General features: G+C 39.1%; 12 protein-coding genes. 10 read left to right on the top strand and 2 right to left on the bottom strand.

Annotated elements, in window-relative coordinates; translation table 11 throughout:
* Window positions 1-72: 72 nt before the first annotated feature.
* The 10 genes from cobA (U859_RS0108570) (at window position 73) to U859_RS0108515 (ending at window position 13,116) form a co-directional block, all read left to right on the top strand.
* A complete protein-coding gene (cobA, locus tag U859_RS0108570) occupies window positions 73-843 on the top strand; it encodes a uroporphyrinogen-III C-methyltransferase (protein ID WP_025142983.1) in 771 nt (256 codons plus the stop codon).
* On the top strand, window positions 827-2,338 hold the full coding sequence (locus tag U859_RS0108565; RefSeq protein WP_025142982.1) for a TSUP family transporter: 1,512 nt from the start codon (window positions 827-829) through the stop codon (window positions 2,336-2,338). Before cobA (U859_RS0108570) ends, U859_RS0108565 begins: the two co-directional genes overlap by 17 nt.
* Window positions 2,339-2,340: 2 nt before the next feature.
* Window positions 2,341-3,042, top strand: a complete 702-nt coding sequence (locus U859_RS0108560; protein WP_025142981.1) for a phosphoadenylyl-sulfate reductase — start codon at window positions 2,341-2,343, stop codon at window positions 3,040-3,042.
* Between the two features lie 147 nt (window positions 3,043-3,189).
* Entirely contained in the window at window positions 3,190-4,095 is a 906-nt protein-coding gene (cysD, locus tag U859_RS0108550; protein ID WP_025142980.1) for a sulfate adenylyltransferase subunit CysD, read from the top strand.
* Between the two features lie 157 nt (window positions 4,096-4,252).
* On the top strand, window positions 4,253-5,503 hold the full coding sequence (locus U859_RS0108545) for a sulfate adenylyltransferase subunit 1 (RefSeq protein WP_025142979.1): 1,251 nt from the start codon (window positions 4,253-4,255) through the stop codon (window positions 5,501-5,503).
* A 337-nt stretch (window positions 5,504-5,840) separates the two neighbouring features.
* A complete protein-coding gene (locus U859_RS0108540; RefSeq protein ID WP_025142978.1) occupies window positions 5,841-6,305 on the top strand; it encodes a hypothetical protein in 465 nt (154 codons plus the stop codon).
* A 350-nt stretch (window positions 6,306-6,655) separates the two neighbouring features.
* Window positions 6,656-7,450, top strand: a complete 795-nt coding sequence (cobA, locus tag U859_RS0108535) for a uroporphyrinogen-III C-methyltransferase (RefSeq protein ID WP_025142977.1) — start codon at window positions 6,656-6,658, stop codon at window positions 7,448-7,450.
* Window positions 7,451-7,979: 529 nt separating this feature from the next.
* The gene (locus U859_RS0108525; protein WP_025142976.1) at window positions 7,980-9,392 is read left to right on the top strand and encodes a glycogen synthase; all 1,413 of its coding nucleotides are present in this window, start codon (window positions 7,980-7,982) and stop codon (window positions 9,390-9,392) included.
* A gap of 8 nt (window positions 9,393-9,400) precedes the next feature.
* Entirely contained in the window at window positions 9,401-10,669 is a 1,269-nt protein-coding gene (locus tag U859_RS0108520; protein WP_025142975.1) for a glucose-1-phosphate adenylyltransferase, read from the top strand.
* Window positions 10,670-11,331: 662 nt separating this feature from the next.
* Complete coding sequence (locus U859_RS0108515; protein ID WP_025142974.1) at window positions 11,332-13,116, top strand: glycoside hydrolase family 15 protein; 1,785 nt, start codon at window positions 11,332-11,334, stop codon at window positions 13,114-13,116.
* A gap of 110 nt (window positions 13,117-13,226) precedes the next feature.
* Here U859_RS0108515 and U859_RS0108510 read toward each other — a convergent pair whose 3' ends face one another.
* Both U859_RS0108510 and U859_RS0108500 read right to left on the bottom strand, forming a co-directional pair.
* Entirely contained in the window at window positions 13,227-15,416 is a 2,190-nt protein-coding gene (locus U859_RS0108510; RefSeq protein WP_025142973.1) for a bifunctional alpha,alpha-trehalose-phosphate synthase (UDP-forming)/trehalose-phosphatase, read from the bottom strand.
* A gap of 84 nt (window positions 15,417-15,500) precedes the next feature.
* Complete coding sequence (locus tag U859_RS0108500; protein ID WP_025142972.1) at window positions 15,501-16,856, bottom strand: sensor histidine kinase; 1,356 nt, start codon at window positions 16,854-16,856, stop codon at window positions 15,501-15,503.
* Between the last annotated feature and the right edge of the window lie 89 nt (window positions 16,857-16,945).

Raw genomic sequence — 16,945 nt, 5'->3', positions numbered from 1 at the left:
TGCAGACGCTAAACGCCATGCGCCAAACAACTCTTCATCCAGTCATTCAAAATTCAATAATTAAAAAGAAACATGGTTAATCAAAATAAAGAATCAAAAATTACCCTTTTAGGCGCAGGTCCTGGAGATCCGGATTTATTGACCTTAAAAGGTGTAAAAGCATTGCAAACCGCTGACGTGGTATTGTACGATGCTTTAACAAACGAAGCTTTATTGGAGCATGCCCCGGCGGATGCCATTAAAGTTTATGTGGGCAAACGTTCGGGTGAGCATTCGTATCCACAGGATACCATCAATAAATTAATGATCGACTACGCTTTAAATTACGGACATGTTGTGCGTTTAAAAGGTGGTGATCCGTTTGTTTTTGGCAGGGGATATGAAGAATTGGATTATGCTGCATCATACAGCATTCCGGTAAGTGTAATTCCGGGTATTTCGAGTTCCATCGGTGTACCAGGATTGCAACAAATTCCGGTTACGCACCGTGGCATGAGCGAAAGCTTTTGGGTAATTACCGGAACTACCACTTCAGGAGAGGTTTCGGCCGATATTTACCAGGCAGCACAGTCAAAAGCCACAGTATTGGTACTGATGGGGCTTAAAAAACTATCAAAAATTGTAGAGATTTTTAAAGCCGCAGGCAAACACAATTTACCAACTGCAGTGGTGCAGAACGGATCAGCTGAAGATGAACGTTTAGTTGTCGGCGTAGTTGAAACCATAGAAAGTTTGGTGCAGCAAGAAAATATTAAAGCACCAGCTTTATTAATTTTTGGAGAAGTTGTATCATTACATCCATCATTTAAGAAATTAATTAAACAATATGCAAGTATTGCCTAACCAACCTGATAATGCAACATCTTTTTCGGAAGAAGAAAAAGGTAACCAGCTCTTTCCAGTTTTTGTAAAGCTGAACAAGCTGCGTACATTATTAATTGGAGCAGGCAATATTGGGCTGGAGAAGTTAACGGCGATTGTAAATAACAGCCATAGTGCTACCATTACCATCGTGGCAGAAACGGTATCGCCGGAGGTTTATGCACTTGTTGCAAATTATCCGCTCATAAAGGTTAAGCAGAAAACTTTTGATATAGATGATTTAAATGATATTGATATCGTTTTCGCTGCAACCAATAACAATATTTTAAATGAAGAGATCAGAAAGGTTACGCATGAGCGTGGTCTGTTGATCAATGTGGCTGACAAACCTGAGTTATGTGATTTTTATCTGGGATCGATTGTTCAAAAGGGCGATTTAAAAATTGCCATTTCTACAAACGGTAAATCGCCAACCATTGCCAAACGTTTAAAGCAGATTTTGAATGAGGGTTTACCCGCAGAACTGGATGAAACCTTACAGAACATGAGCGCTTTGCGCCAGACTTTAAACGGCGATTTCTCTGCAAAGGTTAAAAAGCTAAATAAGGTTACCCAGAGTTTAATTAATCCTAAAAAAAGTTTTGCCGAGCGGAATATCAAATGGTTGATCTGGGTGGCATCGGTTTTATTGATTGGAGCAATCGGACTTTCCCTTTGGAATACTGAACCTGAATTTCAGACGTTTTTAATCAACATCGATCCATTATTCTACTGGTTTTTAGGGGCAGGATTTTTATTCGCTTTGATTGATGGGGCGATTGGGATGTCATATGGCGTTACCACGGCATCTTTTTCACTAGCGATGGGTTTACCACCTGCATCAGCAAGTATGGCCATACACATTTCAGAAGTAATGAGTAACGGGATTGCAGGCTGGATGCATTACCGTATGGGCAACGTAAACTGGAAGCTTTTTAAAATATTGATCCTTCCTGCAATTGTTGGTGCGGTATTAGGTGCCTATATTTTATCTTCATTGGAGCATTATAGCAGTTACGTTAAGCCGGTTGTTGCCGTTTATACCTTGTTTTTAGGTGCCGTTATTTTAATGAAAGCCTTTAACATTAAAAGAAAAAAAGCCGATCAAAAAATCAAGAAAATTGGTTTATTGGGGTTTTTTGGTGGATTTATAGATGCTGCTTTTGGTGGTGGCTGGGGATCGATCGTTTTATCGAGTTTAATTGCAGGCGGCCGTCACCCTTTATTTTCACTGGGTACGGTAAAAATCAGCCGTTTTTTTATTGCCACTTTAAGTTCGCTTACCTTTTTTACCATGTTGGGCGGCAAACACTGGGAAGCCGTTTTAGGCTTAATTATTGGTAGTGCAATCGCATCGCCAATTGCCGCAAAAGTATCTAATAAAATTTCGGCAAAAACCATTATGGTGGCTGTTGGAATTATTGTGATGATTGTAAGTTTGCGCAGTGTGATTATGTTTATTTTAAAATTAATTTAGTGATGACAGACCTAGAGGAGATAAAAACAGCACTGGCAGGTTTAAGTACAATTGATAAACTGAAATTTTTGGCTGATCAATATGCCGGCCGTATTATATTTTCGACCAGTTTTGGCTGGGAAGATCAGGCCATTACCCATTTGATTTTTGCCAATAATATACCGATTAAGGTTTTTACTTTAGAAACCGGACGCCTGTTCCCCGAAACCTATTATGTTTGGAACCGCACATTAGAAATTTATAACAAACCGATACATGCCTATTATCCGCAAAATGAGTTATTGCAGGATATGGTGAATACGAAAGGCCCAAGCAGCTTTTACGAATCGGTAGAAAATAGAAAAGAATGCTGTTACATCCGTAAAATTGAACCTTTAAAAAGAGCATTAAAAGGGAACGAAATCTGGATAACAGGAATAAGGGCCGATCAGAGTGCCAACCGTGAGGATATGCATGATTTAGAATGGGACGAAGGAAACCAATTGGTGAAATTCCATCCTATTTTCGACTGGACTTTAGAGGATGTAAAAACCTATATTAAAGAAAATAACATTGTGTATAATACCTTGCACGATAAAGGTTTCCCGAGCATAGGATGCGCGCCATGTACAAGAGCAGTACAGCCAGGCGAAGATTTTAGGGCGGGAAGATGGTGGTGGGAAGACCAAAGCAAGAAAGAATGTGGTTTGCATGCAGCATCCTGATGTAAAATGGAAGATGAAAAAGGGATGATGGCATTTCAACTTTACAACCTTTCAACAATTTTTAACAACAAGAACAACAACAACAATTATAACTTTGAATGATTGGAACATTCCAACATTCAACATTTTAACATTTCAACAATTGTAATGAGTACATATAATTTTGATTATTTAGACGAACTGGAGGCCGAAGCCATTCACATTTTGCGTGAAGTAGCAGGTCAGTTTGAAAAACCGGCCCTGTTATTTTCAGGTGGAAAGGATTCAATTACTTTAGTTCGTTTGGCAGAAAAAGCTTTTCGTCCGGGGAAATTTCCTTTTCCTTTGGTACACATAGATACAGGTCATAATTTCGAAGAAACCATCACTTACCGCGACCAGATGGTAGAAAGAATTGGCGAAAAATTAATTATTGGTTCTGTGCAGGAATCTATTGATCAGGGTAAAGTGGTAGAGCAGACCGGTAAAAACGCCAGTAGAAATGCTTTACAAACCGTAACCTTGCTTGATACCATTGCAAAATACCAGTTTGATGCCTGCATTGGCGGTGCCCGTAGAGATGAGGAAAAAGCAAGGGCGAAAGAGCGTATTTTCTCGGTTCGCGATGAATTCGGTCAGTGGGACCCAAAACGCCAGCGCCCTGAACTTTGGAACATTTATAACGGAAAAATCCATAAAGGGGAAAACATCCGTGTATTCCCGATCAGTAACTGGACAGAGTTAGATGTTTGGAACTATATCCGCAGGGAGAAAATCGATCTGCCAAGTATTTATTTCTCTCACGAACGCGATTGTATCACCCGTAATGGACAATTGATGGCTGCTTCTCCATTTTTAAATATGGATGATGAAGATGTTGTCGAACGCAAACAGGTTCGTTTCCGTACAGTTGGCGACATGTCGTGCACCGCTGCGGTAGAATCAGACGCCACTTTGATCGATGATATTATTTCGGAAATCAGTGCCTCTAAAATTTCAGAACGTGGCGCCCGTTTGGACGATAAAGTTTCTGAAGCCGCAATGGAAGACAGGAAAAAGGGAGGATATTTTTAAAAGAGACGTGAGATTTTAGATGTGAGATTTGAGAATCTTGCATCCGTCTAATATCTCATATCTATTATTTAAGAGAGATTTGAGTATTGAGATGTGAGATTTGAGAATCTTGCATCCGTCTCAAATCTAGTGTCTCATATCTCAAATCTAAAAAAACATGAACATATTAAAATTTTTCACAGCAGGCAGCGTAGATGATGGTAAAAGTACCTTAATTGGCCGTTTGTTATACGATACGGATTCTATTTTGGCCGATCAGTTAGAAGCTTTGCAGAGTTCGAACCGCAAAAATGACGACGGAACAATAGATTTAGCCATTCTTACCGATGGTTTAAGGGCAGAGCGCGAGCAGGGCATTACCATTGATGTAGCTTATAAATACTTTCAGACAGAGAAACGTAAATTCATTATAGCCGATACCCCGGGGCATATACAGTATACCAGGAACATGGTTACAGGTGCGTCTACCGCTAATTTGGCCATTATTTTGATCGATGCGCGTAATGGTGTAGTTGAGCAGACCATCCGCCACTCGTATATAGTTTCCTTATTGGGCATTAAACATGTGGTGGTGTGCATCAACAAAATGGACATGGTTGATTACAGTGAAACCATTTACAGTTCGATCATCGAGAAATACAAAATTTTGGCCCAACAGTTAAAACTTGCTGATATCACCTACATTCCGGTGAGTGCATTAAAAGGAGATAATGTAGCGCAGACTTCTGAAAATATGGATTGGTATGAAGGCGAAAGTTTGCTGCATTTCTTGGAGAAAGTAGATACCGATAGCTTAGACAAATCACAATTGGCACGTATGCCCGTACAGTGGGTGGTAAGACCACAAACAGAAGAACTGCACGATTACCGTGGTTATGCAGGTAGGGTATTGAGCGGAACCTTTAACTTAAATGATAAGGTTACGGTTCTTCCGTCAGGAGCCAGCTCTACCGTAGAGAAGATCGAATTTTTCGATCAGGCACTTGATGCTGCACATGCTGGTCAGTCGGTTATTATCCATTTAAAAGATGATGTGGATATTAGCCGTGGTGATAGCATTGTAAATGCCTCGGCCTTGCCTCAGGAATCAAAACTGATCGAAGCTGACCTTTGCTGGATGGATACCCGTGCATTGGATACCTCGATAATGTATAATATTCAGCATAATAGCAAGATTACTAAATGTAAAATCAGCGAAATTCTGCATAAAGTAGACATCAATACATTAGAAAAACATGCTGCAGAAGAATTTAAATTAAACGACATTGGCCGTGTAATTGTGAAAACTGCCGATGCTTTGGCATTTGATTTATATGATGATAACCGTGCAAATGGTTCGGCGATATTAGTCGATCCCCGTACCAATTTAACTGTTGGTGCTTTAATGTTCAGGGCGGCGGTAGAGTAGGATGGAAGATGTAAAACGATCAATAACCAATGACCAATTTTCAATGATCAATGGCGACAGCGTTATTAGGCATGAAGAAATAACCAGTTGATCCTGAAATCCTACAATCCTGAAAATCATACAGTGTAGAACCACAACCAAATATAATAATGAAAGCTTTGGGGCTAACCTAAAGTGAAAGCAATTTCAACGGGATATCGGATAACGGTCTCCCGTTTTTCTTTTTTATGATGCTATCTATTGATGAGATATAAAATTAATAAGGCCCTGGTTTATGGAAATAATCAAAACCTTTCATCTTCTTCGTATATTTATAATGCACCTAATTACAAACCACATGAAAAAAAATCTTATATACTTCGTTTTTGCCGCTGTTCCTTTTGTTTTTGCCTGTAACCAATCAGATAAAAAGGCTGATACCGCGAAAAAGGATTCGGTGATTAACCAAACCTGTTATGCCGCTTTTTTCGAAAAAGACAGTGCAGCTATGATTGTGAAAACAATGGCATCTGGTAAAGTAACTGGTTCATTATTGGTGAAATATGCTGATAAACCTGAAAATAATGGTAAAATTGATGGTAAGTTTAATGGTGATACCTTAATGGTTGATTACCGGTTTAATACAGGTAAAGATACTTCTAAAGCTTTTACCAACCCATTAGCCTTTTTAAAAAAAGATGGTAAACTCATTATGGGCGTTGCACAGATCGAAACTACATTGGGCAGATCTTATTTTGTTAAAGGTAAGCCCATTAATTACGAAGCTGGCAAGTTTACTTTTGCAGAAGTGAATTGTAAATAGAATTTGTCACCCCGAACGCATCGTCATTGCGAGAAGGCTTTTTCAGCCGACGAAGCAATCTTTCTTGCAATAATCGCCAGCAGGAAAGATTGCTTCGTCGTACCTCCTCGCAATGACGGCTTTTCTTATCATCTGTCAATGGTAGCGAAGCCGATAAATCTATCTCGAGTTAGGTCTCTTTCGCGAATATTCGAAGCTACGTTTCAGTCGAGATGACGACTATTTGAAGACTCTTCACTACGTTCAGAATGACATTTAAAAAAATATTTTAAAATAAATTACGACAATTCCTATAGACTTTATATATTTGTATAATTAAACAAACGTATAACGAGCATAAACTTTCTGTTATGATTTTGAATAAAGTAGAAAAAGCGAACATTGAACCAAAAATTACTTTAATAGGTGCTGGTCCTGGCGATCCGGATTTATTTAGTTTAAAAGGTGTTAAAGCATTGAAAACAGCTGATGTTGTTTTGTATGATGCAAATGTGAACGAAGCTTTATTGTGTCATGCGCCAGATGGTATTCCGAAAGTTTATGTGGGCAAACGTTCTGATGATGAATCTTTTTCGCAGGATGCAGTTAACAAGCTGATTATTGATTATGCTTTAAACTATGGTCACGTGGTACGTTTAAAAAGTGGTGATCCGTTTTTCTTTGCAAAAGGATATGAGGAAATTGATGCGGCAGAATCTTACAGTATCCCAACCGAGATCATTCCGGGTATTTCGAGTGCAACTGGTGCGCCGAGTTTGCAAAAAATCCCGATGATTTATAAAGACCTTAGCGAAAGTTTCTGGGCAGTAACCGGAACAAATAGCAGAGGCGAAATATCAGAGGATTTATATATCGCTGCAAAAACCAAAGCGACCATTGTAGTTTTAAACGGAATTGAAAAAGTAAAAGAAATTGCTGCAATCTTTCAGGCAGAAAATAAAAATCTGTTGCCTGTAGCGGTGATCCAGAATGGATCTACCCCACAAGAAAAAATTGCAATAGGTATAGTAGATACCATTGCCGAAATTGTTGAAGATAAAAAAATAGATGCACCAGCACTATTGGTTTTTGGAGATGTGGTTTCACTGCACCCTCAGTTTCAACCTATCCGCGATTTCTACGAAATCATCGCGGAAGAGTACTAGATATTTTTAAACCAAAAATATATTTGTTTTGTTGTTAAAAACCGCTTATGGATTTAAGCGGTTTTTTCGTTTTTATGCCCCACAGATTAGAGAGATTAGCACTGATGAAATAGCCTTCTGCGTATATCTGCGAAATCAGCGGGAAATTATGCGCTATATTCCCCCGCAGATTAAAAAGATTACCGCAGCTAAATTTAGCTACTTTTTGCGCTTAACAAGAACAACCCTTTGTTTTTAAGCCTGATTGTAGTGCAAAGCTCGGAGCGCAGTGAGGACTTGCAACGGAAAGCAGGGCTGCAGCCTGCCACGAAGAATCAGACCATTCACTTTCAAAAAAGGCTTTTGTGTATCTGCGAAATCATTGGAAAACCATTGGCCGCTTTCTCCCGCAGATTAAAAAGATTGCCGCTGATAAAATTAACCTCATGTGATTTGAGGGGATAAATAACCAACTAAAAATATAATTTACATTATTTGCAAAGCTCAAAACAATTAGTAACTTACTTGGGTTATCTACACCAAATAGTTGATGGAAATTATACATATAAGCGCCGAGTGTTACCCTGTTGCAAAAGTTGGCGGTTTAGCCGATGTGGTAGGGGCTTTACCAAAATATCAGAATAAACTAGGCCACATTGCTAAAGTGGTTGTGCCTGCATACGATACAAAATTTATCCGTGAAAGCGAATTTGAAGTTACTTATGATGCCTGGGCAAACTACGGTAATCACCACTTTCAGTACCGCATTTTAAAAGAGAAAATCAATAAACTGGGTTTCGATTTATATGTTATCCATATACAAGGTTTAACAGACCGACCGAATGTTTATGGCTACAGTGATGATACTGAACGTTTCCTAGCCTTCCAGATTGCCACCCTTGATTGGATAGTACAATGGGAACACCGTCCGGATGTAATCCACTGTCATGATCACCATACGGGTTTGATTCCGTTTATGGTTTCTAATTCTGTGAAATACAAGCCCATTAGTGGCGTTCCAACAGTTTTAACCATACATAATGCACAATATCAGGGACAGTTTGGATGGGATAAACTCTATTATTTACCTGCTTTCGATTTATGGAAAGGTGGTTTATTAGGCTGGGAAGATGCAATTAACCCGTTGGCTTCGGCCATTAAATGTGCCTGGAGGGTAACTACCGTTTCGCCAACTTACCTGGAAGAGATGATGGGAAATGCCCGTGGACTGGAAAGTTTGCTGAGGCAGGAGCGTTGGAAATCGATCGGGATTTTAAATGGAATTGATAGCGAAGTATGGGATCCGGAAACTGACCCGATGCTTGGCAAAAATTATAATTTAAAAACAGTAGAAGCGGGAAAACTTGCAAACAAAACAGCACTCTGCAGTGTTTTTCAATTAGATCCGTCTAAACCTTTATTTACTTTTATTGGTAGGTTGGTTGATGAAAAGGGAGCTGATATTCTACCAGATATTTTTTATACAGCTTTGCAGCAGCATGGCGATAACATCAATATACTGGTTTTAGGTTCAGGTGATAGTTGGGTAGAGGGACGATTAAACCAGTTAAAGGATCTTTTTGGTGGCAGGTACAATGTTTATATTGGTTATAATGAGCAGGTATCGCACGAGATGTATGCCGGTGCAGATTTTCTGATTATGCCATCGAGGGTTGAGCCTTGTGGTTTAAACCAACTTTATGCCCTACGTTACGGAACCGTTCCGATTGTGCGCAGGGTTGGGGGATTAAGAGATACAGTAATTGACATAGGCGACAATGGTTTCGGAATCTGCCATGACCAAACGAGTATTTGGGATGTTACCCATGCCATTAATCGGGCTGTTGAATTATACAATGATAAAAAAGCTTTTAAAGCTGTTAGAAAAACAATGATGAAAATTGATCATTCTTGGGATAGGGCAGCATTAAATTATATAGAATTATACCAAAAATTAAAATAAGCTTAAGCATGACTGACAAAGTTTTAGGCGTTATCCTTGGCGGTGGCCAGGGCTCTAGATTATCGCCACTAACACAAACACGTTCAAAACCGGCAGTTCCGATTGCTGGTAAATATCGGTTGGTAGATATCCCAATTTCCAATTGCCTTAATTCAGGCATCCACCGTATGTTTGTGTTAACACAGTTTAATTCGGCATCCCTAAACAAACACATTAAAAACACGTATCACTTTAGCCACTTTAGTACGGCTTTTGTTGATATTTTGGCGGCTGAACAAACTGTACAAAACTCAGGTTGGTTTCAAGGTACAGCAGATGCAGTCCGTCAGTGTATGCATCACATTGTTTCGCATGAGTTCGATTACATTTTAATTTTATCTGGCGATCAGCTCTACCAGATGGATTTTAAAGATATGATCGAAAAACACATCGAGGCCAATGCAGAAATTACCATTGCTACCATTCCGGTAACGGCAAAAGATGCTACTGATTTTGGTATTTTAAAGGCTGATGATGAAAACATGATCACCTCTTTTATCGAAAAACCTAAAACCGGTTTAGAGGAGTGGGTTTCTGATACAGGTGAAGAAATGCAGGGCGAAGGTCGTAATTTCCTGGCATCGATGGGTATTTATGTTTTTAACCGCGAATACCTGATCAACATCTTAAATGAAAATGAAGAGGAAAAAGATTTCGGTAAAGAAATTTTGCCAAGGGCAATTACTCAAAGCAGGGTTTTAAGCTATCAGTATGAAGGTTATTGGACTGATATTGGTAATATTTCTTCTTTCTTTGAGGCCAATTTAGGCTTAACGGATGAAATTCCTAAATTTAATATGTTCGATAGCAATCACGCCATTTTTACCAGGGCGCGTATGTTGCCTCCTTCAAAAATTTCGGGTACCACTTTAGATAAAACCATTATTGCCGAAGGCTGCATTATTCAGGCAAGCAAAGTAGAACACGCTGTTTTAGGGATCAGATCGAGGATTGGAAAGGATACAGTAATTACCAATGCTTATATTATGGGTAGCGACAGGTACCAAACCTTAGAAGAGATACAGGAGGAAACGGGTAAGGGTAATTCTCTAATTGGTATCGGCGACCGTTGTTTTATCAATAACGCCATCATAGATAAAAACTGCCGCATTGGTAACGATGTAAAAATTAACGGCGGCGACCATTTAGAAGATGGAGATTTTGAACTTTATGCCGTTAAAGATGGTATAGTAGTAATTAAAAAAGGTGCTGTTGTACCAAGTGGAACAGTAATTTAAGATAATCATTATTCATCAACAGGCCAGTCACGATTTTTCGTGACTGGCTTTTTTATTGTCTGATTATAATTCTGAGTTCGACGAGAATCCCTGGGATGACTAAAAATAGTTCGTTATTTGCAGATAAAAGAAGTGGATACGGAATATTGCCAACTGAAAATTATTAACTGATTTGGGCATTCCCCAATCCCGTGAAATACGGGAAAGTGGCGGGCTTTTCAGGGCTGCGCTTCGCTCCGGTACCGATGAAGAATCGGCACTGACCCCTTACAATCCCTAACGCAAGAGAGAAACCGTTTCCAAATAGATTTAGTCTTCGGATTGCAGACCCCCTTATTCATAAACCTGATAAAGCAGAAAGCCCGGAGCGAGGTACGAGTGAGGACATGAAGCGATAGCAGGACTAATGGCCGCCATTAACACTGAACCTTACATTTCCAAAAAGTAAGTAGAATTTTCCTTCTACATCTCGCAGGTTAATCGATACGTCACCCTGAATTTATTTCAGGGTCTAATAAATAGCTGGAAAAGATGCTGAAATAAATTCAGCATGACGGTTTGGGAGAAAAATAACTCGAAAAATATTTACATAGTCTCTTTTTAATCTTTCTACCCAACATTTTCCCTATAAGCTTGTTAGTAAAATAAACAAAAATTAGCTTATGGCCGAACAGCACCTTTATCAAACAGGAATTATAGGAAATTGCGCTTTCATTGCACACGTAAATAAAAATACCGATATCTCATGGCTTTGCTGGCCACGTTTTGATAGTCCGTTTGTTTTTGGGAGTTTATTGGACAAGAAAAAAGGAGGCGAGTTTTCTATTTTACCACAAGGTGAATTTACTTCTACCCAATATTATATCGAAAATACCAATGTTTTAAGGACAGAAATCACCGCTGAAGATGGAAAATACCGCATAACCGATTTTGCTCCACGCTTTCACCTTTACGAGCGTTATTTTAAGCCTTTAATGTTCATCAGAAAAATTGAACCTTTAGAGGGCAATCCGCGCATTACCATTAAATGCGAACCGGTTTGCGATTATGGAAAAGGTAAAATGAAATCGATCAGGGGTAGTAATCACATCGATTATTTAGGTTGTGATGAAAATATCCGCTTAAGTACCAATGTGTCGCTTACTTATATCATTGATGAAAAAGCATTTGTACTAAATGAGGCGAAATACCTCATTATGACTTATGGACAAAACCTTGAAGCGCCTGTGGTGAGTACAGCCGAAAACTTCCTGCGTGAAACTGTTGCTTACTGGCGGTTATGGATCAAACACTCCTCTATAGCAGGATTTTATCAACCTTTTGTCATCCGATCGGCTTTGGTTTTAAAAATCCACCAGTATGAAGATACCGGGGCAATTATTGCCGCCAGTACCACAAGTTTGCCGGAATCGCCTGGAAGTACGCGGAACTGGGATTACCGCTATTGCTGGTTGCGCGATTCGCACTATGTGTTAACCTCGTTAAATCACATCGGGCATTTTGAAGAAATGGAGAAATATTTTAACTATCTGTCTGATATTTCTCATGCTGAAGATACGCGGTACCAACCTTTGTATGGCATTGCAGGTGAGCGGGAAATTACGGAACGTACTTTAGACCATTTGGAAGGATACAAAGGTGAGCAGCCCATCAGAATAGGGAATCAGGCTTACGAGCACATTCAGAATGATATTTACGGACAGGTGTTGATTTCGATGTTGCCCCTTTATACCGATCACCGTTTCGTATTCTCGGAACGTAGCGACTCAATAAAATGGATTGAAAGTGTGCTTTCTAAAATTGAACGAACCATTGATGAAAAGGATGCGGGTATCTGGGAATTCAGGAATATTGCCAATGTGCATTGTTACAGTAACTTATTTCAATGGGCTGGCGCTCAGGCCGCTTTAAAAATGGCAAAAACAATCGGGAATGAAGATTTCGAAAAGCGTGCGCAGGTGTTAATTGATAAAGCCGCTGCACATATCGAAGCCTGTTACGACCCGGAAAGAAAAGTTTATACCAATGCAGTTGGAAGTCCGCATTTAGATGCGAGTACTTTGCAATTGATTATGATGAACTACTTAGATCCGGCTTCAGACCGGGCAAAAGACCATTTAATTGCCTTGGAAAAGGAATTGAAAACTGAAGATGGGCTCTTTTACCGTTACCTGCATGCCGATGATTTCGGAAAACCCAAAACCACATTTTTAATTTGTGCTTTCTGGTATGTGGAAGCTTTAGCCTGTGTAGGCCGGACTGATGAAGCAATTAAGGAATTTGAAAACATCATTAAATACTGTAACCACCTGCTTTTGTTTAGCGAAGATGTTGATGCAAAAACCGGCAGTCAGTGGGGTAATTTTCCGCAGGCCTATAGTCATGTTGGATTAATGAATGCGGCCTACCGTATTGCAATTAAACTGGATAGACCTATATTTTTGTAAGTATATGGATCAAAGAGCTTTGACAACTTTAACACGCACAACGCATATTAAAGTTGTCAAAGCTATTATAAAAAAGGTCTGTGGAGACACAGACCTTGGTGTTATAAAAATTAACCCCGCTCTACAAATTCTTCCTTTACCAAACTCCAAAGCAACTTTCTTACTTCCTTAAAATCGTTTAAATAATACTTCGCTTCAGAAATGTTGTTGCCAACCTTAATGGTAAAAGCATCATCTGGTAGCGCCCTAAAAATATCTTCATCCGTATGGTCATCACCAAGTGCCAGAATAAAATCGGGGTCTTTATCGTATAACCAGTTTAAAGCTGCTTTGCCTTTATTTACCTCCATGTTTTTGAACTCGATTACCTTGTTACCGGGCATCAGTTGCAGGCCTTTATCTGCAGCAAGAATTTTCATGTGGCTGATAATTTCATTGGCCCTTAAATCGCCCAATCCTTCTTCGGCTTTACGGTAATGCCAAACCAATGAGTAACTTTTTTCTTCAATAAGCGATCCTGGTGTACGATCGGTATAGGTTTCTAACAGGGTTCTTATTTCCTGTTTCCATTGATCAGTGAGTAAGGGGAGGCTGTTCCATTTATCTCCATACGATTTTTGCCAGGCACCATGCTCGGCAATCAGATCGACCTTTAAATGCCCGAACCATTGTTCCAAAGTTTCGTGCCTTCTTCCACTAATAATAACAACTTTATTTGCTTTATCAATGGTCAGGTTTTCTATTAAATCATAAAGTTCGTCATCCGGAGAAGCGTCATCAATATTTCCGGTAAAATCTACCAGTGTACCATCATAATCCAAAAACAGTACCCTATCGGTTGTTTTGGCGTATTTTGCAGCAATTACTTCGTTAATGGTATTTACTGCATGTTTTGTTAATAACGATTTTTGAGAATCTTTCACTTCGTTTAATCTTAAAATAAAATTGTTTACCCAATGTTTTACATTGAATTTTTCTACAGTTGCACGCATAGCTTTCATACGCTGATTTTGTTCTTCCAAAGGCATTTTTAATGCGGTTACAATGGCTTCCATAATGTCGCCCAGGTTATTCGGGTTCACAATCACCGCATCAGTTAACTCTTTGGAGGCGCCAGCCATTTCACTTAGAATAAGTACCCCATCATTGTTGTTCCGGCTGGCCACATATTCCTTGCTCACTAAATTCATTCCATCGCGCATGGGTGTAACCAGACAAATATCGGCCGTAGCATAAAGTGCCGATAATACCTCAATAGGGAAGGAGCGATAGAAATAATTAACCGGAATCCAGTTAATGGAGCGGTACCGTGCATTTAAATTGCCCACAAACTGATCGATCTGATCTCTTAGCTCGCTATATTGAGGAACGTTATCGCGTGAGGGGACCACAATCATAAAAAGCTCAATTTTACCGATATATTCGGGATGGAGCTGCAGCAAAAGTTCTAAAGCTTTTAATCGTTCTAAAATACCTTTGCTATAATCTAACCGATCGATAGAAAGAATCACTTTCATATCTTCTTTCCCCGCCCTGAAATAGTCAATTTCTTTTTTTACTTCTTCGGAGGTAGTTAAATTTGAAAATTTATCATAATCAATTCCCATTGGAAAAGCTTCTACTACAATCTGCCTTTCGTTGCTGTTGAGTACGTTTGATGATGAATTTACCGGAAGTAAACGTGTTGCGGTGCTGATAAAATGACGCACATCATCGTAAGTGTGGAAACCGATTAAATCGGCACCAATCAATCCGTTTAAAATTTCTTCCCGCCAGGGGATTAACCTGAATATTTCGTAAGAAGGGAAGGGGATATGTTGAAAGAAGCCAATAGTGGCGTTGGGTAATTTTTCTCTTAAAATGCCGGGTAAAAGTAGCAATTGATAATCCTGAATCCAGATTTTATCTTTTCTTTGTAGCACCTGCATGGCGCTCTTTGCAAATTTTTCGTTTACTGATTTATAACATTCCCAATAACTCTGTTCAAAATGAGCATAAGTGACCACATAATGAAATACGGGCCATAATACTTCGTTTGAGAAACCTTCATAATATAAATTAATTTCGTTTTGGGTGAGGAAAACCGGATAGAGGTTTAATTCGGCGAGTTTTTGTGTAACTTCTTCTTGACGTTCTTCCGGAACCTCGATTCCGGGCCATCCTATCCAGATAGAGTTGCCTGATTTGTACACGTCGCCAAGGCCGGTGGCAAGGCCGCCTTCGCTGGGAATAAACGTGTATTTGTCGTTTTCTTCAATGATTTTAACGGGTAGTCTGTTCGATATTATAACTGTCTTCATGCTTGTATTTGATGTATCTACATCATTAAAAGCATATCAAATTGGTTTTGTTTGGATTTTTAACCCAAAAAAACATTCAAATGATTAAACATAGTTAAATACCAATGAAAAAGTTGTACCACTATCAGGTGTAGAAATTACTTCAATACTTCCCTTATGCATTTTCATGATGTTGCGACTAATGGTTAATCCAATACCCGATCCATTTTTCCTTGTGGTGTAAAACGGGACGAAAATTTTCTCTAAATCTCCCGCATCAATTCCTTTTCCGTTATCGCTAACATCGATATAAAGTTTGGTGTTTTCTAAGCGGTAATTTACGTTAATGTGCGGCATTTCTCTGTTTTCAACCGCATAAATACTATTGGTAATCAGATTGATCAGTACTTGTTCCACTAATTTTAAATCCAGCTGTACCGTGATTTTTGAAGAAGTTTGCTCTACATCCAGTACCACATTTTTAACCTTTGCAAATGGTTGCATTAAAACTTTAATGTGTTTTAATATTTCGCCAATGGTATGCGATTCGAGGTTAGGCGTAGGCAGTTCGGCAATTAAGCGGTAATCTTTTACAAAATCCAACAAGCCGGACGAACGTCTTTGTATGGTTTGTAAGGCTGTTTTTAAATCGTCCATTTCATCCTCCGTTAAATTCTTTTTATCGGTTACCATTTTATTGATCGTATCCGATAATGAGCTGATGGGGGTGATGGAATTTAAAATTTCATGCGAAATAACGCCGATTAACCTGTTCCATGCCTCCGTTTCTTTTTGTTCAATTTCATCTTTAATGTTCTGGAAACTGATGATGGTATAGTTTTTCCCATAAAGGTTTAAGGGAATTACCTCTGTTGATAACTGGATCAGTTTATCCTGGATTTTTAGTTCCAAAAAGCGCTTTCCGCCCGTTAAAATCTGCTCTATTTCAGTTCCAAATGCCGGGAGATGCTGTTTTAACCGATGCCAATACTTATAAGCGGGTACAGCCAAAAGATTTGATGCGGCCTGGTTGAAAAAGGCAATTTCCTCATCTCTTTCTTCTGTTGTATTGTTTACCACAATTACACCAACCGGAACCTGTTCTAAAATGGTTTTGATCAGCTGAAACATGGCTTCTTGTTCTAACCTGATCTGTTTATGCACGAGTAAAATATCACTAAATGATTCGTAAAGCTCGGGAAAACTGCCTCTGGTTACTTTATTTTTGAAGTTTAAAGTGTGATCTCGTGTTTTAACCGCCAAAATGAAACGATTAATGTCTGACCGGATCTGGTTGATGTAATAATAAAGCGAAATAATAGTACCCAATAAAATTAACGCAACACCAATAATGGTAAACCAGAGTTGTGTATTTTTTATCAGGTAAAATAAGAGGTAACCGAGGAGATTGATAATCACCAGGCGGAATACTAAACGAAAGGTAAAGCGTTGGTAGAACATAGTTAAGGTTTAGGGTTTAAGGTATAGGGTTTAGGGTTTAGGGTTGAAAAATGGCATATAACCTTAGGCCTTCAACCTTCCTGCCTTCT

This window comes from Pedobacter jeongneungensis (assembly GCF_000633455.1).
GTDB lineage: Bacteria > Bacteroidota > Bacteroidia > Sphingobacteriales > Sphingobacteriaceae > Pedobacter > Pedobacter jeongneungensis_A.
The sequence above is the reverse complement of the archived record's forward strand: the minus strand, read 5'-3'. Positions and strand labels throughout refer to the sequence as shown.